Below are 22,504 nucleotides of genomic sequence, written 5' to 3' on the forward strand. Positions count from 1 at the left end.
TTGATGTATACCCATCGGCGTGTAAACCACCAGCCGTTGGGTAAAAACTTGAGCCAGTATAGGGGCCTTGGTGCGGTGAATAAAGGGCAAACTACCAATCAATGAGATAGCTTTCGCCTATTAAATTCATCGTTTAAATTTAGCAAGCTTTAAAAATAACCTTTTCGCAAAAAAGGGCAAGCGCTAAAAACATTTTCTTGTCGTAGCGATACGTGGCGGTCATAGCGCTTTGGCTTTTGCCTTCTGCATCATCTGCGGGTAAAACTGCCAGAACTGTGTTTCAAGTTGATGATAATGGCGTTCAACGTCGTCAAACGAGCCCGCCAGCGCCGCCAATCGCGGGCGGCGGTTGGCCATGCCCTGCAATACCGTGGCGATGAACGGCAGTTCGGCATAGCGTTCCAGCCAGCGTTCCGGCCACAGGTAGTTATTCAGGTTCTGAAAACGCGCCGGGGTCAGCGGCAGATGCGGCACAATCTGGCTGCGCGCTTCCTGAGTGAAACGTTCCAGGCTGCGCGACGGCTCTATCTGTTGCCAATGGCGTGCCAGAAAGTGATCCCACACCACATCGAGCGTAATCGGCGCGACGCGGCGGTGCCGATCGCTGAAAAAATCGCGACAGGCCTTGACCTGCGGCAACGAGTCGGTGAGCACGTCGATGCGCCGGTGCAGCATGATGCCGGCCACCACCTCGGGTGCATAGTCGGCTGCGGGGTTGCCGCGTACGAAGTCGGCCAACAGGTTGCCCAGCAGCGAGCTGTCCGCCAACTGGGCCAAATGGAGATGAGCGAGAAAATTCATCCGTCAACTATACCCGAACTGCGGCGAATCCTCCTTATTTCTTGCTGCCGGCGGCCGGCGGCTTTAGACTAGGCCGCCTGTTTTTTTAGCTGAAGTGATTATCCATGCGCGTCGCCGATTTTTCTTTTGATCTTCCCGAGTCGTTAATTGCACGTTATCCACAACCTCAACGCAGCGGTTGCCGCTTGTTGCAACTGGATGGACCGACGGGGAAGTTGACGCACGGCGTATTCACCGATCTGCTGGATCAACTGGAGGCCGGCGATCTGCTGGTGTTCAACAATACCCGGGTGATCCCGGCGCGTATCTTTGGCCGCAAGGCCAGTGGCGGGAAAATCGAAGTGCTGGTCGAGCGGGTGCTCGACGATCATCGGGTGTTGGCGCATGTCCGCGCATCCAAGGCGCCAAAACCGGGCGCTGCGCTGTTGCTGGGTGACGACGACAGCATTCCTGCCACCATGGTGGCGCGTCACGATACGCTGTTTGAACTGCGCTTTGACGATCCGCGCGACGTGTTTACCATTCTCAATGCGGTGGGGCATATGCCGCTGCCGCCGTATATCGATCGGCCGGACGAAGACGCCGATCGCGAACTGTATCAGACCGTTTACAGCCAGAAGCCGGGCGCGGTTGCGGCGCCAACCGCCGGGCTGCACTTTGACGAGCCGCTGCTGGCGGCGCTGCGTGAGAAGGGCGTCGAAATGGCGTTCGTTACCCTGCACGTCGGCGCAGGCACCTTCCAGCCGGTGCGGGTCGAAACCATCGAAGAACATGTGATGCACGCCGAATACGCCGAAGTGCCGCAAGAGGTGGTTGATGCGGTATTGGCCTGCAAGGCGCGCGGCAAGCGCGTGGTCGCCGTCGGCACCACCTCGGTGCGCTCACTGGAAAGCGCCGCCAAGGCCAGCCAGGATGCACCGATCGCGCCATTCTTCGGCGATACCCGTATTTTCATCTATCCGGGATATCACTATCAGGTCATTGATGCGCTGATCACCAATTTCCACCTGCCGGAATCGACGCTGATCATGCTGGTTTCGGCCTTTGCCGGCTATCAGAACACCATGAATGCCTATCGACAGGCGGTGGCCGAGCAATACCGTTTCTTCAGTTATGGTGATGCGATGTTTATCAGTCGTAATCCGCAGGCGGAAAACGAGTCCGTCGGCAAATAAATTTTCGAGGTATACCCAAAATAATTGAAACGGCGTCAAGGCAGTATGTGAGCGACCCCCGACGGGCTTGCGAGAGTCAATGATTCGGGTGAGTGAACGCCGCCAATACAGAGGCCGTTTCAAGCATGACAGGTATTTATGACGTCAGACTGTTTCTCTGACGCTGGAGGCATTGTGAAGTACGAATTACAGACAACCGATGGTCGCGCTCGCCGTGGCCGCCTGGTATTTGAACGCGGTGTGGTAGAAACACCGGCCTTTATGCCGGTCGGCACTTACGGCACGGTAAAAGGCATGACGCCGGAAGAAGTCAAAGAGACCGGTGCACAGATTTTGCTGGGTAATACCTTCCACCTGTGGCTGCGTCCGGGGCAGGAAATCATGAAGCTGCACGGCGATCTGCATGACTTTATGCAATGGCACGGGCCGATTCTGACCGATTCCGGTGGTTTTCAGGTGTTTAGCCTCGGCGCGATGCGCAAGATCAAAGAGGAAGGCGTATACTTCCGCAATCCGATCAACGGCGACAAAGTGTTCCTCAGTCCGGAAAAGTCGATGGAAATCCAGTATGACCTGGGTTCCGATATCGTGATGATCTTTGATGAATGCACGCCGTACCCGGCCGATTGGGATTATGCCAAACGGTCGATGGAAATGTCCCTGCGCTGGGCGCAGCGCAGTCGCGCACGGTTTGACGAGCTGAATAACAAAAATGCGCTGTTTGGCATTATTCAGGGCGGCGTTTACGAAGATTTACGTGATGTTTCAGTAAAAGGGCTGGTGGAGATCGGCTTTGATGGTTACGCTGTGGGCGGCCTGGCGGTTGGTGAGCCGAAAGAAGACATGCATCGCATTCTCGAACATGTTTGTCCGCAAATTCCGGAAGATAAGCCACGCTATCTGATGGGGGTGGGTAAACCGGAAGATCTGGTGGAAGGCGTGCGTCGCGGTATCGATATGTTCGATTGCGTGATGCCGACGCGTAACGCCCGTAACGGCCATCTGTTCGTGACCGACGGTGTGGTAAAAATCCGTAATGCCAAGCACAAGGATGATACTTCTCCGCTGGATAACGAGTGTGATTGCTACACATGTCGCAATTACAGTCGCGCCTACTTGCATCATCTCGACCGTTGCAACGAAATACTCGGTGCCCGTTTGAATACGATTCATAACCTGCGCTACTACCAGCGTGTGATGGCGGGTTTACGCCAGGCTATTGAAGAGGGTAAATTAGAGACGTTTGTTGCGGACTTCTATGGTCGGATCGGCAAGCCGGTTCCACCTTTAACTGTTTGAATTAATAATTGATAACTTAATGAGGGAATTTCAATGAGCTTTTTCATTTCTGACGCCGTCGCATCCGCAGGGGCTCCGGCTCAGGGAAGCCCGTACTCTCTGATCATTATGCTGGTGGTGTTTGGTCTGATCTTCTATTTCATGATCCTGCGCCCACAGCAGAAACGCGCCAAAGAGCATAAGAAGCTGATGGACTCCATCGGCAAGGGCGATGAAGTGCTGACCACCGGCGGTCTGATCGGTCGCGTCACCAAAGTGGCCGACACCGGCATTATCGCTATTGCGCTGAACGACACCACGGAAGTGATGATCAAGCGTGACTTCGTGGCGGCCGTTCTGCCGAAAGGTACCATGAAGGCCCTGTAATTTTGTTTTCCCGAAGGGAATTGCCGTGCTAAACCGTTATCCTTTGTGGAAGTATCTGATGCTGATCGTGGTGATCATCGTCGGTCTGCTTTATGCGCTTCCCAACCTTTATGGTGAGGATCCGGCTGTACAAATCACTGGCGCGCGCGGTGTCGCCGCCAGTGAAGCTACGCTGGACCAAGTCCGTACCGTATTAGAAAAAGACCAGATCGCGAGCAAGTCGATTGCACTGGAAGAAGGCGCAATCCTGGCTCGCTTTTCCGATCCCGACGTTCAGCTGCGTGCCCGCGAAGCCCTGATGGCCGCGATGGGCGACAAATACGTCGTTGCGCTGAACCTGGCTCCGGCTACGCCGCGCTGGCTGACCATGCTGGGTGCCGAGCCGATGAAACTGGGCCTCGATTTACGTGGTGGCGTGCACTTCCTGATGGAAGTCGACATGGATACCGCGCTTGGCAAGTTGCAAGAGCAGACCATGGATACCCTGCGCAGCGATCTGCGTGAAAAGGGCATTGCTTATGCGTCAATCCGTAAACTGGACAAATATGGCGTTGAGGTCCGTTTCCGTGACAATGCCGCGCGCGATCAGGCCATCAGCTATCTGACGCCGCGTCAACGCGATCTGGTGCTGTCGTCCAATGGCAACAACACGCTGAAGGCTACCCTGACCGATGCGCGTTTGAGTGAAGCGCGTGAATATGCCGTTCAGCAGAACATCACTATTCTGCGTAACCGTGTTAACCAGCTCGGCGTAGCCGAACCGCTGGTGCAGCGCCAGGGTTCTGACCGTATCGTGGTCGAACTGCCAGGGATTCAGGATACTGCGCGCGCGAAAGAGATCCTTGGCGCGACCGCAACGCTGGAGTTCCGCCTGGTGAACACCAACGTGGATGCCACGGCGGCAGCGAACGGCCGCGTGCCGGGCGACTCCGAAGTGAAAGACACCCGTGAAGGCCAGCCGATTGTGCTGTACAAGCGGGTGATCCTGACCGGCGATCATATCACCGACTCGACCTCGACCATGGACGAGTACAACCAGCCGCAGGTTAACATCTCGCTGGACAGCGCTGGCGGCAACGCCATGTCCAACTTCACCAAGGACAACATCGGCAAACCGATGGCGACCCTGTTCGTGGAGTACAAGGACAGCGGCAAGAAAGACGCCAACGGCCGCTCGGTACTGGTTAAGCAGGAAGAAGTCATCAACGTTGCCAACATTCAATCGCGTCTGGGCAACAGCTTCCGTATTACCGGCATCGGTAATCCGAATGAAGCACGTCAACTGTCGCTGCTGCTGCGCGCCGGTGCGCTGATTGCACCAATCCAGATCGTGGAAGAGCGTACCATCGGTCCAACCCTGGGGATGCAAAACATCACTCAAGGTCTGGAAGCCTGTCTGTGGGGCCTGGTCGCGTCGATCGTGTTCATGGTGGTCTGGTACCGTAAATTCGGTGTGATTGCGACCAGCGCGCTGGTCGCCAACCTGGTGCTGATTGTCGGCGTCATGTCGCTGTTGCCAGGGGCAACGCTGACCATGCCGGGCATTGCCGGTATCGTGCTGACGCTGGCGGTGGCGGTTGATGCCAACGTGCTGATCAACGAACGTATCAAGGAAGAGCTGAAGAACGGACGCTCCGTTCAGCAAGCGATCCATGAGGGCTATAAGGGCGCGTTCTCCAGTATCATCGATGCCAACATCACCACGCTTATCACCGCGATTATTCTGTACGCAGTGGGCACCGGTTCGATTAAAGGCTTTGCGATTACCACCGCGATCGGTGTGGCGACGTCCATGTTCACCGCGATCGTCGGTACCCGTGCCATCGTCAACCTGCTTTACGGCGGCAAACGCATTAACAAGCTGTCTATCTGAGGAGTGCGTTGTGGCACAGGATTATACTGTTGAACAACTCAACTACGGCCGTAAAGTGTATGACTTTATGCGCTGGGATTACGTGGCCTTCGGCATCTCATTGCTGCTGTTGATCGCGTCGATTACCGTAATGTCGGTTCGTGGCTTTAACTGGGGTCTGGATTTCACCGGCGGTACGGTGATTGAAATCAACCTGGAACAGCCGGCGAACCTGGATCTGATGCGCGATACGCTGGAAAAGGCCGGGTTCAAGGATCCGGTTCTGCAGAACTTTGGCAGCAGCCGCGACATCATGGTGCGTATGCCTCCGGTGACCGGCCCTGCCGGTCAGGAGCTGGGCAACAAGGTGATCAGCGTGATTAACGCGTCAGTGGATAAAAACGCCACCGTCAAGCGCGTTGAGTTCGTTGGCCCGAGCGTGGGTAGTGAATTGGCGCAAAACGGCGGCATGGCGCTGCTGGTGGCGTTGATCTGTATCTTGATTTACGTTGGTTTCCGCTTTGAATGGCGTCTGGCGGCTGGGGCGGTTATTGCGCTGGCACACGACGTGGTGATCACCCTCGGGGTGCTGTCACTGTTCCATATCGAAGTCGATCTGACCATCGTGGCGTCCTTGATGTCGGTCATCGGCTACTCGTTGAACGACAGCATCGTGGTTTCCGACCGTATTCGTGAGAACTTCCGCAAGATCCGTCGCGGTACCTCTTACGAAATTATCAACGTGTCGCTGACCCAGACGCTGAGCCGTACATTGATGACCTCCGGGACCACCCTGATGGTGGTACTGATGCTGTACATCTTTGGCGGTGCGATGCTGCATGGCTTCTCGCTGGCGATGCTGATCGGCGTGTCCATCGGTACCGTATCCTCCATCTACGTCGCGTCTGCGCTGGCGTTGAAGCTGGGTATGAAGCGTGAACACATGCTGCAGCAGAAAGTAGAGAAAGAAGGCGCCGATCAGCCTTCAATTCTGCCCTGATTGCGGTAGGTCAAGCTGAAAAAAGAGCGCCGATTGGCGCTCTTTTTTTATTTTGATGACGCAGTCGGCATTGGTGTAGGCCGAGGGAGCCGGCAGCGTGGTGAACGGGGTTATTTTGCCACGTCAGCGCCGAGCGGCTCGACCTCGTGCAGGCGAATGTAACCCAGCTGTTGCGGAGTTACGCCGCTGAAACGCAGCTCAAAGCTCTGCTCGGTTTTCGACAGCAGAGATTCACCGCTCTGGATAGGTTGCGAAAGCGCTCCGGCGCTCTGCAACTGGCCGTTGGCGTCCAGTTGACCCCATTCCACCATGGCCTTGAAGGCTGGCAGCGATTTACCGGAGAGCGTGCGTATATGCAGTATTGCCTGGGTACCGTTAGCTTCGGTCTTCACATGGCTAAGTGATACGCTCAGTTCGCCGAGTGCGCTTTGCAAACGTGCGCCAGTATTGGCGGTCGGCAGCAGATACACGCCGCTGGCGGAGTTGCTGTTCAACTGATTCTGGCGCTCCAGCGCCGTGGCCTGGTCGGTTAGCGTATTCAGCTTTTGGTTCAGCTCGACCATCTGGTTCTGCAATTTCGGCACTTCGCGATTCTGCGCGCAGCCAGCCAGCGTAACCAGGGCGCCAAGCAAGAGAACTTTACGATAACTAATTGTCATGGCAGTGATTTCCTATTCAATAACTCCTGTTATCAGCTTAGTCGCAATCGCGATGAAAGTCATGCGCACACCGGTACAATGCCGCGTCAAGCGGCGTGGCGTCGCAACAAATGCCCCATGCCCTTTGTTGTAACCAAACTTCGCGGTAAACTATTCTCAACTATGAGAACGCTTGTCAGGACGTGTTATGCATTGCCCTTTTTGCGCTGCTGTTGATACCAAAGTGATTGATTCCCGTCTGGTAGGCGATGGCTCACAGGTGCGCCGTCGTCGTCAGTGTCTGGTTTGTAACGAACGCTTTACCACCTTTGAGGTGGCGGAACTGGTGATGCCGCGCGTGATCAAAAGTGACGAGGTACGTGAGCCTTTCAATGAGGACAAGCTGCGTCGCGGCATGCTGAAAGCGCTGGAAAAGCGCCCGGTCAGCTCCGATGATGTGGAAAACGCCATCAACCATATAAAATCCCAGTTGCGGGCCACCGGCGAGCGTGAAGTGCCGACGAAAATGGTCGGCAATCTGGTAATGGACGCGCTGAAGAAACTGGACAAGGTGGCTTACATCCGCTTTGCTTCGGTTTATCGCAGTTTTGAAGATATCCGCGAGTTCGGCGAAGAGATCGCCAGGCTCCAGGACTGACAGGTTTCGAAATGCACAACGACGAATTGTATATGGCGCGCGCCTTTGAACTGGCGCGGTTAGGGCGATTTACTACCGCGCCGAACCCCAACGTCGGCTGCGTCATTGTGCGCGATGGCCAGATCGTTGGTGAGGGGTATCATCTGCGCGCCGGTGAACCGCATGCCGAAGTGCATGCGCTGCGCATGGCCGGTAAGCGAGCACGCGGTGCCACCGCCTACGTTACGCTGGAACCCTGTAGCCATCATGGCCGCACGCCGCCGTGTGCCGACGCCCTGATCGATGCCGGCGTCAGCCGCGTGGTGGCGGCGATGCAGGATCCCAATCCGCAGGTCGCCGGGCGCGGGCTGTACAAACTGCAGCAGGCGGGCATCGAGGTGCGGCATGGCCTGATGCTGGCCGAAGCCGAAGCGGTCAACCTGGGGTTCCTCAAGCGCATGCGTACCGGTTTCCCCTATGTGCAACTCAAACTGGGGGCTTCACTCGATGGCTGCACCGCGATGGCTTCCGGTGAAAGCCAGTGGATTACCTCCCCCCAGGCGCGTCAGGACGTACAGCGTTTACGCGCCGAAAGTGCGGCGATACTCAGTACCAGCGCCACCGTGCTGGCGGACGATCCATCGCTGACGGTGCGTTGGGATGAACTGGACGCAGAAACTCAGCGTAGCTATCCGCGTGAAAACCTGCGCCAGCCGCTGCGGATCATTCTCGACGGTCACAACCGCGTCACGCCTCAGCATAAGTTGATCCAGCAACCCGGCACCACCTGGCTGGCGCGTTTGCAGCCGGACCAGGGTTTATGGCCACAAAACGTCGAACAGTTGCAATTCCCGGCGCACGGCGGCGGTATCGATCTGGTAGTGATGATGATGCAGTTGGCGAAACGTCAGGTGAATTCGATCTGGGTGGAAGCGGGCGCCCGGCTGTCCGGTGCATTATTGCAGGCCGGCCTGGTGGACGAGCTCATTTTGTACATCGCGCCAAAACTGTTGGGGGATAATGGCCGTGGCCTTTGTCACCTGCCGGGACTGGAACAACTGATCGATGCACCGGAGTTCGTCTTCAGCGAGGTGCGGCAGGTCGGGCCGGATTTACGCTTGCGCCTGAAAGCCAAACACCCGTAATCAGCCCTGCAGCACGGTAGCCCGTCGGGTTTTACAAAACCGCCGCGCAGGCGTGCAAAGAATATGATAGAATCCGCCCCCCTGCGGGGTATTGAACCCATTTTTAAGGAAAGCCCATGAACGTTATCGAAGGTGTTGTTGCTACTCCAAATGCCCGTGTGGCGATCGCAATTGCACGTTTTAACAATTTCATCAACGACAGCCTGCTGGAAGGCGCCATCGATGCGCTGAAACGCATTGGCCAGGTTGCAGACGACAATATCACCGTTGTCTGGGTACCGGGTGCCTATGAGCTGCCGTTGACCGCTCGCGTGTTGGCCAATACTGGCAAGTACGACGCCGTTATCGCGCTGGGCACGGTGATCCGCGGGGGAACCGCGCACTTTGAATATGTGGCAGGCGAAGCCAGTTCTGGCCTGGGCAGCGTTTCTCTGAACGCTGAAATCCCGGTTGCCTTTGGCGTTCTGACCACCGAAAGCATCGAACAAGCGATCGAGCGTGCCGGCACCAAAGCGGGCAACAAAGGCGCAGAAGCTGCCCTGACCGCACTTGAAATGATTAATGTTATCAAAGCTATTAAAGCCTGAATTTAGTTAAGGGGAATTCCGTGAAACCTGCTGCTCGTCGCCGCGCTCGTGAGTGCGCTGTTCAAGCGCTTTACTCTTGGCAGTTGTCAAAAAATGACATTGCCGATGTTGAATTACAGTTCCTGACGGAGCAGGATGTCAAAGACGTTGACATCGCCTATTTTCGCGAGCTGCTGTCCGGCGTGGCAGTGAATGCAGGTACGTTGGATGCTCTGATGGCGCCTTACCTGTCTCGTCAGCTCGAAGAGCTGGGCCAGGTAGAAAAAGCGGTGCTGCGCATTGCGCTGTTTGAACTGAAAATGCGTGAAGATGTCCCTTACAAAGTGGCAATCAATGAAGCAATCGAACTGGCGAAAACCTTCGGTGCCGAAGATAGCCACAAGTTTGTGAATGGCGTGCTGGATAAAGCAGCGCCAAGCATCCGCAAGAAGAAATAAATTTTAAGGCCGGTTTACCGGCCTTAAATTCATCTGTACACCACGTCATTCATTTTGCACCGCCCGGTGCAGCGATTCCTGGTTTTGACCAAGTCAATGGCAGGGGACAGGGCCGAGTGGGTAACATGAGCGATGAAAAGTCTATTGGAATATGATTATGGCATGCGGCGAATTTGACCTCATTGCCCGCTATTTTGACCGGTTCAAGAGCGTACGCCGGGACGTACAGTTGGGCATTGGAGATGACTGCGCACTGCTGACAGTGGCAGAAAAACAGCTTTTGGCCGTCAGTACCGATACCCTGGTTGCGGGCGTTCACTTCCTGCCGGATATCGATCCGGCCGATCTTGGCTACAAGGCGCTGGCGGTAAACCTCAGCGATCTGGCGGCGATGGGCGCCGATCCTGCCTGGTTATCGCTGGCATTGACCTTGCCAAGCGTTGATGAGAGCTGGTTGAAGGCCTTTAGCGATAGCCTGTTCGAGCAGCTCAATTATTATGGCATGCAGCTGATTGGCGGTGACACCACCCGTGGCCCGCTCAGCATGACACTGACCATCAATGGCCTGATCCCTGCCGGACGCGCATTAACGCGTGGTGGGGCGCGTATCGGCGACTGGATTTACGTTACCGGTACGCTGGGTGACAGCGCCGCCGGTTTGGCCATTTTACAGGATCGTCTGTCGGTAGCCGATGCCAGCGCGCGCAATTATCTGTTGGGACGTCATTTACGGCCGCAGCCACGGGTATTGCAAGGGCAGGCGTTGCGCGATCTGGCCAGTGCGGCGATCGACCTTTCCGACGGTCTGATTTCCGATCTGAAACACCTGTTGAAAGCCAGTGAGTGCGGCGCGCGTATCGATCTGGGTGAATTGCCGATGTCGCAGGCGCTGACCGGCCATAGCGATGCCGAGCAGGCATTGCGCTGGGCGTTGACCGGCGGCGAGGATTACGAACTATGCTTTACGGTGCCGGAGATCAACCGTGGCGCGCTGGAAGTGGCGCTGAGCCATTTGGGCGCCGATTACACCTGTATTGGCCAGATAGGGCCGCTTTCCGAAGGCCTGCAATTCTTGCGCGACGACAAGGCGGTGGATTTGCCGTGGGCCGGTTTTGATCACTTTAGCGTGGAATAGGGCATTGCATGGATGAAGCGACGCGCCGGTTGCGTTTAAGCAACCCATGGCACCTGCTGGCCACCGGCTTCGGCAGTGGACTCTCGCCGATCATGCCCGGCACCGTCGGGTCATTGGCGGCGATACCGTTCTGGTTGCTGCTGATCCAGTTACCGTGGCAGCTCTATTCGCTGTTGGTGATGTTCAGCATCTGTATCGGTGTCTATCTGTGCCATCAGACGGCGAAAGACATGCGTGTGCACGATCATGGCAGCATCGTCTGGGATGAGTTTGTCGGGATGTGGATCACGCTGATGGCGTTGCCTATCAACGACTGGCGCTGGGTTGCCGCCGGTTTTGTGATTTTCCGCCTGCTGGATATCTGGAAACCGTGGCCGATTCGCTGGTTTGATCGCAACGTGCACGGCGGCATGGGCATCATGATCGACGATATCGTCGCCGGGGTAATTGCCGCCGGGGTGATCTATCTGATAGGCCACCATTGGCCGATCGGACTATTTTGATCGTGTAACGGGGCGCCAGCGAGCGCCCCGTTGGTTATTCAAACCCGGTGACGCGATGCGGCACATAGGCCGTTTCCAATTCGGCAATGTCAAGCGAGCTCAACGTCAGATCGACGGCGGCAATGGCGTCTTCCAGTTGCTCGCTGCGCGAGGCGCCGACAATCGGGGTGGTGACGACCGGTTTACTCAGCAGCCAGGCCAGCGCCACCTGAGCGCGCGAAACGCCGCGCTGTTCGGCGATGGTCGCTACACGTTCGGCAATGATCTGGTCAGTGCCTGCGGTGTCGTCATACAGGCTTTTGCCAAACTCGTCCGAGACCAGACGGGCGGTGCTCTCACCCCACGGACGCGTTAGTCGTCCGCGCGCCAGCGGGCTCCATGGCATGACGGCAATCCCTTCCGCCGCGCACAATGGCAGCATTTCACGCTCTTCTTCCCGCTGAATCAGATTATATTGGTTTTGCATGGTGGCAAAGCGCGTCCAGCCGTGTAAATCGGCGGTGTAAAGCGCTTTGGCAAACTGCCAGGCATACATCGACGAGGCGCCGATATAACGAGCCTTACCGGCCTTGACCACCTCATGCAGCGCTTCCAGTGTTTCTTCGAGCGGCGTCTCGTAATCCCAGCGGTGGATTTGCAGCAGATCGACATAATCGGTGCCCAGTCGCTTCAGGCTATCGTCGATCGATTGCATAATCTTGCCGCGCGACAGGCCACGCTCCAGATTGCTAAGCGGAAAGTACACTTTGGTGGCGATCACCACCTGGTCACGGCGCGCATAATCACGTAGCGCACGGCCGACGATCTCTTCGCTGCTGCCGTCTGAATAGCTGTTGGCGGTGTCAAAAAAGTTGATGCCCGCTTCTAGCGCCTGTTTGAGCAGCGGGCGACTGCTCTCTTCCGGCAGGGTCCAGGCGTGATTGCCACGATTGGGTTCGCCATAGGTCATGCAACCCAGACAGATGCGGGATACGTTAAGATCGGTATTACCCAGTTTTACATACTTCATGCTTGCCTCCGGTTTAGCTCCGACAGTAACTGTAGCGGATTATCGGGGCGCGAGGAGGGGGATATTGAACAAAAGGGGCTTCAGTGAAGCCCCAGAAGGTTTATTCTGCCAGCCAGTTGGTGATTTGGCGTTGAATACCGGCGGCATCAAGGCCCAGATCGTGGCGGATCTCGTCCTGGCCACCCTGCGGTACAAAGGCGTCCGGCAGGCCGATGTTCAGCACCGGTACTACGCGGCGTTTGGCCATTAACAGTTCATTAACGCCGCTGCCGGCACCGCCCATGATGGCGTTTTCCTCCAGCGTCACCAGTGCTTGGTGGCTGGCGGCCATTTCCAGCACCAGCGCTTCATCCAGCGGTTTGACGAAACGCATGTCGACCAGCGTGGCATTGAGCGCCTCGGCGGCCAACTGTGCTTCCGGCAGCAGGGTGCCGAAGTTGAGAATGGCGACTTTCTCGCCTTCGCGGCGTACCACGCCTTTACCCAGCGGCAACGCGGCCAGCGGCTCCAGTGTGGCACCGGTACCGTTGCCACGCGGGTAACGCACCGCGCTTGGGCCGTCGTTGTGGTGATAGCCGGTAAACAGCATTTGACGGCATTCGTTTTCATCGCTCGGCGTCATGATCACCATATTCGGGATACAACGCAGGAAGGAGAGATCGAACGCCCCTTGGTGGGTCTGCCCATCGGCACCGACAATACCGCCGCGATCGATGGCGAACAGCACCGGCAAATTCTGGATCGCCACGTCGTGGATCACCTGATCGTAGGCGCGTTGCAGGAAGGTGGAGTAAATCGCCACCACCGGCTTGTAACCGCCAATCGCCAGGCCGGCGGCAAAGGTGACCGCGTGCTGTTCGGCGATCGCCACGTCGAAGTATTGCTGTGGGTAATCGCGAGAAAATTGCACCATGCCCGAGCCTTCGCGCATCGCGGGCGTGATGGCCATCAGGGCGCTGTCCTTGGCGGCGGTTTCACACAGCCATTCGCCAAATATTTTAGAATAGGTCGGCAGACCGCCGGCGCTCTTCGGCAGAGTGCCGCTGGCCGGATCGAACTTGGGTACCGCATGGAAGCTGATCGGATCCTTTTCTGCCGGCGCATAACCACGGCCTTTCTTGGTCATGATATGCAGCAGCTGTGGCCCTTTCAGATCGCGCATGTTCTTCAGCGTGGCGACCAGTCCCTGTACGTCGTGACCGTCGACCGGGCCGATGTAATTAAAGCCCAGCTCTTCGAACAGCGTGCCCGGAACTACCATACCCTTCAAATGTTCTTCGGTGCGCTTGATCAGTTCCTTGATCGGCGGCAGGCCGGAAAGCACTTTTTTGCCGCCTTCGCGCAGCGTGGAATACAGTTTTCCCGACAGCAATTGCGCCAGATGGTTATTCAACGCGCCGACGTTTTCCGAGATCGACATTTCGTTGTCGTTCAAGACCACCAGCATGTCCGGATCGATGTCGCCGGCGTGATTCATTGCTTCAAATGCCATACCGGCGGTAATCGCGCCGTCGCCAATCACGCATACCGTACGGCGGCCCTTGCCTTCGCGTGCGGCGGCTACGGCCATGCCTAGGCCGGCGCTGATCGACGTCGATGAATGGCCAACCGACAACACGTCGTATTCGCTTTCAGCGCGCCAAGGGAAAGGATGCAAGCCATTCTTTTGGCGAATGGTCGAGATGCGATCGCGGCGACCGGTTAGAATTTTATGCGGGTAAGCCTGGTGACCAACATCCCATACCAGATGATCGAACGGGGTGTTGTAAACGTAGTGCAACGCCACCGTCAGTTCGACGGTACCCAGCCCGGAAGCAAAGTGGCCGCTCGAGCGGCTGACGCTGTCCAGCAAATATTGCCGCAGCTCGTCGCACAGCTTCGGCAGGCTTTCTTTTGGCAACGAGCGGAGTTCCTCGGGGTTATCCGCCAGCGCCAACGTTGGGTATTTGGCTATATCAAGACTCATTCGATACTCATATCAGAGGTATGCCATTAATTGTCCATTGAGCCTGTGGCACAATGACAGCCAATGGCGATAACGTCACACGTTAATTGTCGCGTTCAATAATGAAGCTGGCTAACGCCCTTAATGGCGCGGTATTGTAAGAGTGTGCCGCCAGCGTATCCAGCGCGGCCAAGGCTTCCAGGTGCAAATCGCTGGCTTTGGCTTTGGCGTTTTCCAACCCGAGCAGCGCAGGATAGGTGCTCTTGCCATGCTGCTGGTCGGCCCCTTGGCGCTTTCCTATTTTGGCAGTTTCGCCGATGACGTCGAGAATGTCATCCTGAACCTGGAACGCCAGGCCAATCGCCGCGGCGTAACGATCGAGCTGCACCAGCGCCGCTCGGCCCGGTTCACCCGCTGCCAGCGCGCCCAGGCGCACCGCGGCGCGGATCAATGCCCCGGTTTTAAGCCGGTGGATCTGCTCCAGCGCTTCCAGATTAATCTGACGACCCTCGGCCGCCAGATCCAGAGCCTGACCGCCGCACATGCCGGCAACGCCGCTGGCGCCGGCCAGTTCAGACACCATCGCCAACCTGTCGCGCAGCGCGACGTCGGGCATATCGGCATCGGCCAGGATCGAGAATGCCAGCGTTTGCAGCGCGTCGCCGGCCAGGATGGCATTGGCTTCGCCAAACTTGATGTGGCAGGTCGGCTGGCCACGGCGTAGATCGTCATTGTCCATCGCCGGCAGATCGTCGTGGATCAGCGAATAGGCATGGATGCATTCTATGGCGGCAGCCGGCACATCGAGATTATTCAGCGATACACCGAACATCTCGCCAGTAGCGTAAACCAGGAACGGGCGCAGGCGCTTTCCACCCAATAACGCGCCGTGACGCATGGCTTCGACCATCGCGTCTTTATTAAACGGCAGCGGGGCGATAAACCCCAGTAACGCATCGTCGGCACGTTGACGATAAACCTGCAACTGGCTGTTAAAGTCAGACATCAATAATTACTCGGCATCCGGGGTAAAAGACGTTAATGCGGCATCATCGTTGCTATCGTTCAATAAAATCTGTACGCGCTGCTCCGCCTGCTGCAACTTTTGCTGACCCTGACGCGCCAATTGTACGCCGCGCTCAAATTGATTCAACGCGTCTTCCAGCGGCAGCTCGCCGGATTCCAGGCGTGTCACGATGCTCTCCAGCTCGGTGAGGGAGTTTTCAAAACTGACGTTTTGCTCGGTACTGTCTGATTGCGCGGGTTTTTTAGGCATAATTTTCTTTTTACATCATCATGTGAACAGTGGCGCCAGAGCCTATCCTAGCGGATCTTGATTAGCAAATCATGGCGTGCGCGTGTGGTTTTGTGCGCAGAGCCATACCAGATGGTGATATACTCCGCACCGTTAATTTTATCTGACCATAAAGACCGCCATGAAGTTTATCATTAAATTGTTCCCGGAAATCACCATCAAGAGTCAATCTGTGCGCTTGCGCTTCATTAAGATTCTGACGACCAACATCCGTAACGTTCTGAAGCAGTATGATGAAACCCTGGCGGTTGTTCGTCATTGGGACTTCATCGAAGTCCGCGCCAAGGACGAAAACCAGCGTCCGGTGATTGCCGATGCGCTGACGCGTATCCCCGGTATTCACCATATTCTGGAAGTGGAAGATCGTGAATACACCGATATCCACCACATTTTTGAACAAACGCTGGAGGCCTATCGCCAACAGCTGGAAGGTAAGACCTTCTGCGTGCGGGTAAAACGTCGCGGCAAGCAGGATTTCAATTCGCAGGACGTGGAACGTTACGTTGGCGGCGGCCTGAATCAGCATATTGAGAGCGCGCGCGTCAATCTGACGCGTCCCCAGGTAACGGTTAACCTGGAGATCGAAGACGACAAGCTGATGCTGGTGAAGGCGCGTCGCGAAGGTATCGGCGGTTATCCGATCGGTACCCAGGAAGACGTGATGTCGCTGATTTCCGGTGGCTTCGACTCCGGCGTCTCCAGCTATATGCTGATGCGTCGCGGCTGTCGGGTACATTATTGTTTCTTCAACCTCGGCGGCTCGGCGCATGAAATCGGCGTCAAGCAGGTGGCGCACTATTTGTGGAACCGTTTCGGCAGTTCGCACAAGGTGCGTTTCGTGGCGATTGATTTTGAACCGGTGGTCGGTGAGATCCTGGAAAAGGTCGATGACGGCCAGATGGGCGTGGTGCTGAAACGCATGATGGTGCGCGCAGCGTCTAAAGTGGCGGAGCGCTACGGCGTGCAGGCATTGGTGACCGGCGAAGCGCTGGGACAGGTTTCCAGCCAGACGCTGACCAACCTGCGCCTGATTGACAACGCCTCCGACACGTTGATCCTGCGGCCGCTGATTTCGCACGACAAAGAGCACATCATTAACGTCGCGCGGCAGATCGGTACCGAAGATTTCGCCAAAACCATGCCGGAATACTGTGGCGTGATCTCCAAAAATCCAACGGTAAAAGCGGTCAAAGAGAAAATCGAAGAAGAAGAAGGGCATTTCGACTTCGAGATCCTCGAGCGTGTGGTGCGCGAAGCCAAGAACGTCGATATCCGTACCATCGCCAGCGATATGCAACAGCAGGTCACCGAAGTGGAAACCGTGGCGGCATTTGGCGCCGACGAGGTGATACTGGATATTCGTGCGATTGACGAACAGGATGAGCGACCATTGCAACTGCAGCAGGTCGAGGTGAAGTCGCTGCCGTTTTATAAGCTTGGCAGCCAGTTTGCCGATCTGGATCAGAGTAAAACCTATCTGCTGTACTGTGAGCGTGGCGTAATGAGCCGCTTGCAGGCGCTGTACCTGATTGAGCAGGGCTACGGCAATATCAAGGTCTACCGCCCGTAGTCCTACCGACCAAGCATTGCCGGCGTTGTCTGACGCCGGCTTGCTTATCCCTTCATTGTCCTGCTGCGGTGTCCGCCAGCGTTACTTCCCATTATACGGCTTCGAATATATAAATATATTTACTGAAGTTTCTTTATTATTTTCATATTAAATATATTAAGAAATAATTGATTTTTTAATTTACGACTATCGTTATAGTTGATTTCTGTCGCAATGATTGAGCGACTGCCTGTTATTCACTGCTAGGTAATTGTCGCGGATCTGATGCTTTTAATCATAATTAATTTATGTATTTTTCGTCGTGTTTATCGGTCGTGTGAATTATTTTCGTAAGTTGTTAGCTTACGTTTTTTATAAAGGAATAATCCGCTGGCGCACCGGCTGTTTTGAACGTCAAGCTGGCGAGTGGGTTATATGAAAATAATGGATGAGTTATTTTATGCAAGGAGAAGGCCAATGGAAATCACAAGGGTAACGCTGCTTTCTGCATTGACGCTGCTGGGGTCGAGTCTGTCCGCCCAGGCGGAAATCACCCCGCAAGCAGCGGGTGCAGTGAGCCAGGTCAATCAGGTACCGGTAGTGAACATCAACGCGCCGAGTCAGGATGGCGTATCCCATAACCGCTATTCGCAATTTGACGTCGGGGCGCAGGGCGCGATCCTGAATAACAGCCTTGCCGGTGCACAAACCACGCTGGCTGGCGCGGTAGCGGGAAATAGTCAATTTAACGGTCGTGCCGCGACGGTTATTCTCAATGAGGTTGATTCAGCCAATAAAAGTATTCTTAATGGTATGGTGGAAGTGGCCGGGCAGCGCGCCGACGTGGTGATTGCCAATAAAACAGGTATCACCTGTAACGGCTGCGGGTTTATTAACGCCAGCAACGGCGTATTAACCACAGGGGAATTACAGTTCAGCAATGGCACCTTTAGCGGTTATCGGGTCGAGCAAGGGAATATCCTGGTGGATGGCCAGGGCATGAAAAAGGGTGACGTCGACTACACGGCGATCATTGCTCGCACCGCCAACGTCAACGCCGCGATACATGCCGATGCGCTGTTTGTCTCCGCCGGCAAGAAAACGCTCACTGCGGATTTGTCTGGTGCCAGCAATGCCGCGTTTTCTCGCGACAGGCCTGAGGTGTTGATTGATGTTTCCGAGCTGGGCGGAATGTATGCCGGCAAGATCAGGCTGGTGGCCAATGAAAACGGCGTTGGCGTCAATAGCGCCAATGCCAATGCGGCGCAGCAACGCTCCGGCGGCGCATTCAACCATATCAGCGTTGCCAACCGTGGTCAGATTTTTGCCAAGGGCGGCAGTGCCAGCATCAGCGCGACGACGCTATACAATCAGCGTGATATCGGCGCGGATCGGCTGAGCATTAGCGCGACCCAGTTGCAAAACGACGGCAACATCCTCGGGCCGAACGTATCGGTGACGGCGACCGAATTGCAAAACAACGCTCTGTTCCACGCTAATCGGCTGCAGGTCGCCGCTACCCGCCTGACTAACCGCGGCAAGATGCAGTCGCTGAACGCCCCGTTGTCGCTCAATGCCACCACGCTGCGTAATGACGGACAACTGTTGTCCGGCAGCAGGTTGCAGATCGGTAGCAGCAATATGCTGAACGGCAAAAACGGCGTAATTAAAGCGAACGGCAAGGTCAATATCCAAGGCACCACTCTCAATAACGCTGGCAAAATTTCCTCGCTGAATTCATCGGTGAGTCTTAGCGACACCACTTTCCGCAATAGCGGCAGCGTGACCGCAGCGAGCACCGTCAGCCACGTTGGCACCAGTTTCCGCAACGAGGGCACCATGACCGCCGGCAACGGGGTGGTGACCAATAACGGGCGGGATATCAATAAGCCGTTGCCGCCGCGCAAACGTCCAACATACGGTTGGCCGTTTAGCTGGTAGAACAGGGGCAATTGCCTCCGCCAGCGTGCGGAGGCGTTGGCGGGCAAAAATGAAAAAATCGCTTCTTATCGGATTGCTGGCTGCCGCGATCGGCATTGACGCTCATGCTGAGCAGTACCCGCCACAGCTTAAAGAGGTCATCGCTCAGGAAAGCATTATCAGCGATACGCAGCGCAAGCTGTTGCCGTCGGCGCCTGCCAGCCTGATGGCGGAATCGGAGCATCCGCCGTCGTTCGATCCGCTTATTGTTGAGTCGCCCTGTGTGGTGATTCATCACGTCGCGCTGCCGACAGAGCGGCAGAATCCACGCGCTTTCAACCGGCTGGCACAATCCGCTGTTGGGCACTGCCTGGGTAGTCAGGGGCTGGCGCATATGCAAAGACAACTGCAAAATCAACTGATTGCCAGAGGTTACATCACTTCGCGGGTACGCCTGGTCAGCGAGGGGCATGCAGCGGAAAGGTTGACGGTTGATGTGGATTACGGCCGCATTGGGCAGTTGAACATGCGTGCTGGCAGTAGCCCGCATTTTCATCCGGCGTTCACCTTTCCTCTGGCACCAGGCGAGGTGCTGGATCTGCGGCGTGTGGAACAAGGGCTGGAGAACATCGGGCTGATACCCGGTGTGCTCAGCGATATCCGCATTGTTCCGGGAGCCCGTCCCGGAGAGAGCGACATCGAGATCTTTCGCCGCCAGGATAAATATTGGCGCGTAACCGCCTGGCTGGATGATGCGGGCACGCGCTCAACCGGCCGTTACCAGGCCGGTGGCGCGTTATATCTGGATAATCTGGCTGGCGTAAACGACGTGTTGTATGCCTCGGCGGCACGTAGCATTTTTGCGGCCCAAGGCCGAGACAGTGCAAGCCGCGCGTTGTACTACAGTCTGCCGCTTGGTTTTTGGAGCCTCGGCGCGTTGGCGGGCGACAGTCGTTACCAGCAGACCATCAATGGCCATGCAGTAGATTACCGTTATCTCGGCCGCTCCGAGTATTGGGGGATGCAGGCGCGATACACTCTCGCACGCGGCATGAATCAAAAGACCATGCTGAACGGCCAGTTGCTGCAACGCAGCTACCGCTATTATCTGAATGATACCGAGATTGCCCTGCAACGCGCCAGCCTGACCAGCCTGAAGCTGGGGGCAAGCCACTTGCACTACACCGCAGACGCGCAGATCTCCCTGGCCATTGACGCGGTGGTGGGAAGCGGCGCCGACAATCGGCAACCTATGATGCAGTTTGCTGGTAGCGTGCTGCGCCCGTTTACGCTTTCTGACTATCGTCTGCGTTATCTTGGTGAGCTGTCAGGGCAAATCGCCGATGCGATGCAACCGGTACAGGACAAGTGTTTTATTGGCGATCGTTCGACGGTAAGGGGATTTCGCGGTGACAATAAACTGATCGGCAGCAACGGAGGCTATCTACGCAATACGCTGATGCTGGAGCTCAACATGCTACAACCCTACGTTGGGGTTGATTACGGACAACTGCGTCAGCATCAGGGCGATGTCGGCGGCAAACTGGCTGGCGGCGTCTTCGGTATACAAACCGATAAGGGGCCATTTTTCATGGATATTTTTGCCGGCATGCCGTTGATCAAACCGGCAGCGTTGCCAGCCGATCGTCTGGTGCTGGGGTTCTCCAGTCAAATCGGTTTTTGATCGCCTGCCGGCGCAATGTAGCGCCGGCCATCTGGCCTAATTTTCTTCGCCGTCGCGGTAATCGTACATCCCTGGGATCAATACCAGCTGTGCGGCTACTTCAGCCGCTTTGGCTTTCCCCAACAGCAGGTCGATCAATTTCAGGCTGAACTCCATGGCGGTACCGGGACCTTGGCTGGTCAGCAACTTTACCCGTGCGTCATACACCACGCGGCGTTCCATCCATTTATCTTGCGGGATTTGCTGTTTCAAACCAGGAAAGCCGGTCATATTCCCGACCGGGAACAGATCGTGATGCTGTAAAACCAGCGCTGGTGCGGCGCAAATGGCAGCAACGTACTTACCTTGTAAATGCATTTGCCGCACTTTTTCTACCAGTAGCGGGCTGTCACGGAAACACTCCGCGCCTTTGACTCCGCCGGGCAGCACGATAGCGTCAAATGGCTGGTCAACAATAGCCACCAGTGGGGCATCCGCCAGCAGCTTTACACCGCGTGAACAGACAATGGTCAGATCGCCATCGCTGGCTACGCTGGCGGTCGTGACGTCAATGCCGGCGCGAACCAGCAAGTCGATGGCGGTGACGGCTTCGGTTTCTTCGCTACCAGGCGCCAGACAGACCAATACGTTCATAAACACTTTCCTTTCGCTTAATCAAATCAAACAGCCGGGCATTTTCCTCTAGGATAAGGCCGTGGCTGCGCGCCCGACGCAGTAGATAACCGGTAATGTAATCGATCTCGGTGTGCCGTTGGGCGCGGATGTCCTGCAACATCGAAGAAATATTATCCGCTGTACTTTCAATAACCTGCATGACGTAATACTGCAAACCTTCGCATGAGGTATGGTGTCCTTCCATTTCCATTACGCTGGAAACCTCGCGACAAATCGCCGTTATCTGCGCCGGGTATTGCACTAAATCGCCATTGCGGCAGTCATACAGCGCAGTGAGCGGATTAATGACACAGTTTACCGCCAGTTTTTGCCAGTTGGCGGCGGCAATATTATTGTGCCAGGCGACATCTGGCAGCGCCTGATGCAATACTTCCGCCAAATGACTGAGCTGGGTGGCCGCCGGGCTGGTTGGGCCAATATGGGTGGTACCATTGGCGACATGAATAATGGTATTGCCATCGTGGCGTGCGGCGTGGGTGGTGGTGCCTTGCAGCATCGGCTGCTGCGTGGCCGGTAGCTCATCTTGCGTACCCATGCCGTTGTGCAATAACAAAATGGCGCACTGCGGATTCAGCTTGGGCAATAGCGAGCTGACCGCGCCAGAAACCTGCCAGGCTTTGAGCGTCACCAGCAGCAATTCGCTCTGGCTCAGGTGTTCGGGATCGTTGGTAGGCAAATTGCGATTAAAGGAATTGCCCTCTGGCTCGATGACGTTAACCGCGCAAAACGGCTGCGGAACGCGTAACCATCCCTGCACATCATGGCCTTGCTGATAAAGCCGCGCAAGCCACAGTTGCCCGAGTGCACCGCAACCAAGAATTGTTATTTTCAT

General features: G+C 56.1%; 22 protein-coding genes. 14 read left to right on the top strand and 8 right to left on the bottom strand.

The features are described from left to right. Positions 1-219: 219 nt before the first annotated feature. Entirely contained in the window at positions 220-801 is a 582-nt protein-coding gene (locus tag ACCC84_RS14545; RefSeq protein WP_371902021.1) for an ACP phosphodiesterase, read from the bottom strand. Positions 802-905: 104 nt separating this feature from the next. On the opposite strand from ACCC84_RS14545, the gene queA reads away from it, so the two are divergent. The 5 genes from queA (at position 906) to secF (ending at position 6,493) form a co-directional block, all read left to right on the top strand. Then, entirely contained in the window at positions 906-1,976 is a 1,071-nt protein-coding gene (gene queA, locus ACCC84_RS14550; RefSeq protein WP_004954694.1) for a tRNA preQ1(34) S-adenosylmethionine ribosyltransferase-isomerase QueA, read from the top strand. A gap of 174 nt (positions 1,977-2,150) precedes the next feature. Further along, positions 2,151-3,275, top strand: coding sequence for a tRNA guanosine(34) transglycosylase Tgt (gene tgt, locus ACCC84_RS14555; protein ID WP_039991058.1), 1,125 nt, complete (start codon positions 2,151-2,153; stop codon positions 3,273-3,275). A gap of 33 nt (positions 3,276-3,308) precedes the next feature. Beyond that, positions 3,309-3,641 (top strand): preprotein translocase subunit YajC, encoded by a 333-nt coding sequence (gene yajC / locus ACCC84_RS14560; RefSeq protein WP_004949246.1) that lies wholly within the window; start codon positions 3,309-3,311, stop codon positions 3,639-3,641. 25 nt (positions 3,642-3,666) lie between these two features. Beyond that, on the top strand, positions 3,667-5,514 hold the full coding sequence (secD, locus tag ACCC84_RS14565) for a protein translocase subunit SecD (RefSeq protein WP_071586624.1): 1,848 nt from the start codon (positions 3,667-3,669) through the stop codon (positions 5,512-5,514). A 10-nt stretch (positions 5,515-5,524) separates the two neighbouring features. After that, complete coding sequence (secF, locus tag ACCC84_RS14570) at positions 5,525-6,493, top strand: protein translocase subunit SecF (protein WP_004954684.1); 969 nt, start codon at positions 5,525-5,527, stop codon at positions 6,491-6,493. A gap of 110 nt (positions 6,494-6,603) precedes the next feature. Here the strand turns inward: secF and ACCC84_RS14575 are convergent, their stop codons facing one another. Next, positions 6,604-7,152: a SadB/YajI family lipoprotein gene (locus ACCC84_RS14575; protein ID WP_004954678.1), complete on the bottom strand. Its 549-nt coding sequence runs from the start codon at positions 7,150-7,152 to the stop codon at positions 6,604-6,606. A 187-nt stretch (positions 7,153-7,339) separates the two neighbouring features. On the opposite strand from ACCC84_RS14575, the gene nrdR reads away from it, so the two are divergent. The 6 genes from nrdR (at position 7,340) to pgpA (ending at position 11,575) form a co-directional block, all read left to right on the top strand. Beyond that, positions 7,340-7,789, top strand: a complete 450-nt coding sequence (gene nrdR, locus ACCC84_RS14580; RefSeq protein ID WP_004954675.1) for a transcriptional regulator NrdR — start codon at positions 7,340-7,342, stop codon at positions 7,787-7,789. A gap of 11 nt (positions 7,790-7,800) precedes the next feature. Continuing rightward, a complete protein-coding gene (ribD, locus tag ACCC84_RS14585) occupies positions 7,801-8,913 on the top strand; it encodes a bifunctional diaminohydroxyphosphoribosylaminopyrimidine deaminase/5-amino-6-(5-phosphoribosylamino)uracil reductase RibD (protein WP_004954672.1) in 1,113 nt (370 codons plus the stop codon). A 116-nt stretch (positions 8,914-9,029) separates the two neighbouring features. After that, a complete protein-coding gene (gene ribH / locus ACCC84_RS14590) occupies positions 9,030-9,500 on the top strand; it encodes a 6,7-dimethyl-8-ribityllumazine synthase (RefSeq protein ID WP_004954670.1) in 471 nt (156 codons plus the stop codon). 20 nt (positions 9,501-9,520) lie between these two features. Continuing rightward, positions 9,521-9,937, top strand: a complete 417-nt coding sequence (gene nusB, locus ACCC84_RS14595) for a transcription antitermination factor NusB (RefSeq protein ID WP_039991056.1) — start codon at positions 9,521-9,523, stop codon at positions 9,935-9,937. 157 nt (positions 9,938-10,094) lie between these two features. After that, on the top strand, positions 10,095-11,072 hold the full coding sequence (thiL, locus tag ACCC84_RS14600; protein ID WP_039991055.1) for a thiamine-phosphate kinase: 978 nt from the start codon (positions 10,095-10,097) through the stop codon (positions 11,070-11,072). Between the two features lie 8 nt (positions 11,073-11,080). Further along, complete coding sequence (pgpA, locus tag ACCC84_RS14605) at positions 11,081-11,575, top strand: phosphatidylglycerophosphatase A (RefSeq protein ID WP_198773365.1); 495 nt, start codon at positions 11,081-11,083, stop codon at positions 11,573-11,575. A 34-nt stretch (positions 11,576-11,609) separates the two neighbouring features. On the opposite strand, the gene ACCC84_RS14610 is transcribed toward pgpA, so the two are convergent. The 4 genes from ACCC84_RS14610 to xseB all read right to left on the bottom strand — a co-directional run bounded on the left by ACCC84_RS14610 (position 11,610) and on the right by xseB (position 15,805). Continuing rightward, positions 11,610-12,584, bottom strand: coding sequence for an aldo/keto reductase (locus ACCC84_RS14610; RefSeq protein WP_004954661.1), 975 nt, complete (start codon positions 12,582-12,584; stop codon positions 11,610-11,612). 100 nt (positions 12,585-12,684) lie between these two features. Further along, positions 12,685-14,550 carry a 1-deoxy-D-xylulose-5-phosphate synthase gene (dxs, locus tag ACCC84_RS14615; RefSeq protein ID WP_004954659.1) on the bottom strand — a complete coding sequence of 622 codons (1,866 nt, stop codon included), beginning with the start codon at positions 14,548-14,550 and terminating at the stop codon, positions 12,685-12,687. An 82-nt stretch (positions 14,551-14,632) separates the two neighbouring features. After that, positions 14,633-15,535 (bottom strand): (2E,6E)-farnesyl diphosphate synthase, encoded by a 903-nt coding sequence (gene ispA, locus ACCC84_RS14620; RefSeq protein ID WP_004954657.1) that lies wholly within the window; start codon positions 15,533-15,535, stop codon positions 14,633-14,635. 6 nt (positions 15,536-15,541) lie between these two features. Next, complete coding sequence (gene xseB / locus ACCC84_RS14625; protein ID WP_004954655.1) at positions 15,542-15,805, bottom strand: exodeoxyribonuclease VII small subunit; 264 nt, start codon at positions 15,803-15,805, stop codon at positions 15,542-15,544. Positions 15,806-15,965: 160 nt separating this feature from the next. Between xseB and thiI the strand changes: the two genes are divergently transcribed. From thiI to ACCC84_RS14640, 3 genes are all read left to right on the top strand, one after another. Next, positions 15,966-17,414 (top strand): tRNA uracil 4-sulfurtransferase ThiI, encoded by a 1,449-nt coding sequence (gene thiI, locus ACCC84_RS14630; RefSeq protein WP_004954653.1) that lies wholly within the window; start codon positions 15,966-15,968, stop codon positions 17,412-17,414. 456 nt (positions 17,415-17,870) lie between these two features. Beyond that, positions 17,871-19,334, top strand: coding sequence for a filamentous hemagglutinin N-terminal domain-containing protein (locus tag ACCC84_RS14635; protein WP_371902022.1), 1,464 nt, complete (start codon positions 17,871-17,873; stop codon positions 19,332-19,334). 49 nt (positions 19,335-19,383) lie between these two features. Continuing rightward, positions 19,384-20,997, top strand: coding sequence for a ShlB/FhaC/HecB family hemolysin secretion/activation protein (locus tag ACCC84_RS14640; RefSeq protein WP_371902023.1), 1,614 nt, complete (start codon positions 19,384-19,386; stop codon positions 20,995-20,997). Between the two features lie 36 nt (positions 20,998-21,033). On the opposite strand, the gene yajL is transcribed toward ACCC84_RS14640, so the two are convergent. Both yajL and panE read right to left on the bottom strand, forming a co-directional pair. After that, a complete protein-coding gene (yajL, locus tag ACCC84_RS14645) occupies positions 21,034-21,630 on the bottom strand; it encodes a protein deglycase YajL (protein WP_233092331.1) in 597 nt (198 codons plus the stop codon). Continuing rightward, the gene (gene panE, locus ACCC84_RS14650) at positions 21,599-22,504 is read right to left on the bottom strand and encodes a 2-dehydropantoate 2-reductase (RefSeq protein ID WP_039991051.1); all 906 of its coding nucleotides are present in this window, start codon (positions 22,502-22,504) and stop codon (positions 21,599-21,601) included. The genes yajL and panE overlap by 32 nt, the downstream gene beginning before the upstream one ends.

It is taken from the genome of Serratia odorifera (assembly GCF_041448735.1).
GTDB lineage: Bacteria > Pseudomonadota > Gammaproteobacteria > Enterobacterales > Enterobacteriaceae > Serratia_F > Serratia_F odorifera.

Excerpts from the sequence above, each read along its gene's own strand:
- ACCC84_RS14545 (WP_371902021.1), bottom strand. The coding sequence starts at position 801 with ATGAATTTTCTCGCTCATCTCCATTTGGCCCAGTTGGCGGACAGCTCG.
- queA (WP_004954694.1), top strand. The coding sequence starts at position 906 with ATGCGCGTCGCCGATTTTTCTTTTGATCTTCCCGAGTCGTTAATTGCA.
- yajC (WP_004949246.1), top strand. The coding sequence starts at position 3,309 with ATGAGCTTTTTCATTTCTGACGCCGTCGCATCCGCAGGGGCTCCGGCT.
- ACCC84_RS14575 (WP_004954678.1), bottom strand. The coding sequence starts at position 7,152 with ATGACAATTAGTTATCGTAAAGTTCTCTTGCTTGGCGCCCTGGTTACG.
- nrdR (WP_004954675.1), top strand. The coding sequence starts at position 7,340 with ATGCATTGCCCTTTTTGCGCTGCTGTTGATACCAAAGTGATTGATTCC.
- ribD (WP_004954672.1), top strand. The coding sequence starts at position 7,801 with ATGCACAACGACGAATTGTATATGGCGCGCGCCTTTGAACTGGCGCGG.
- ribH (WP_004954670.1), top strand. The coding sequence starts at position 9,030 with ATGAACGTTATCGAAGGTGTTGTTGCTACTCCAAATGCCCGTGTGGCG.
- thiL (WP_039991055.1), top strand. The coding sequence starts at position 10,095 with ATGGCATGCGGCGAATTTGACCTCATTGCCCGCTATTTTGACCGGTTC.
- pgpA (WP_198773365.1), top strand. The coding sequence starts at position 11,081 with ATGGATGAAGCGACGCGCCGGTTGCGTTTAAGCAACCCATGGCACCTG.
- ACCC84_RS14610 (WP_004954661.1), bottom strand. The coding sequence starts at position 12,584 with ATGAAGTATGTAAAACTGGGTAATACCGATCTTAACGTATCCCGCATC.
- dxs (WP_004954659.1), bottom strand. The coding sequence starts at position 14,550 with ATGAGTCTTGATATAGCCAAATACCCAACGTTGGCGCTGGCGGATAAC.
- ispA (WP_004954657.1), bottom strand. The coding sequence starts at position 15,535 with ATGTCTGACTTTAACAGCCAGTTGCAGGTTTATCGTCAACGTGCCGAC.
- xseB (WP_004954655.1), bottom strand. The coding sequence starts at position 15,805 with ATGCCTAAAAAACCCGCGCAATCAGACAGTACCGAGCAAAACGTCAGT.
- thiI (WP_004954653.1), top strand. The coding sequence starts at position 15,966 with ATGAAGTTTATCATTAAATTGTTCCCGGAAATCACCATCAAGAGTCAA.
- ACCC84_RS14635 (WP_371902022.1), top strand. The coding sequence starts at position 17,871 with ATGGAAATCACAAGGGTAACGCTGCTTTCTGCATTGACGCTGCTGGGG.
- ACCC84_RS14640 (WP_371902023.1), top strand. The coding sequence starts at position 19,384 with ATGAAAAAATCGCTTCTTATCGGATTGCTGGCTGCCGCGATCGGCATT.
- yajL (WP_233092331.1), bottom strand. The coding sequence starts at position 21,630 with ATGAACGTATTGGTCTGTCTGGCGCCTGGTAGCGAAGAAACCGAAGCC.
- panE (WP_039991051.1), bottom strand. The coding sequence starts at position 22,504 with ATGAAAATAACAATTCTTGGTTGCGGTGCACTCGGGCAACTGTGGCTT.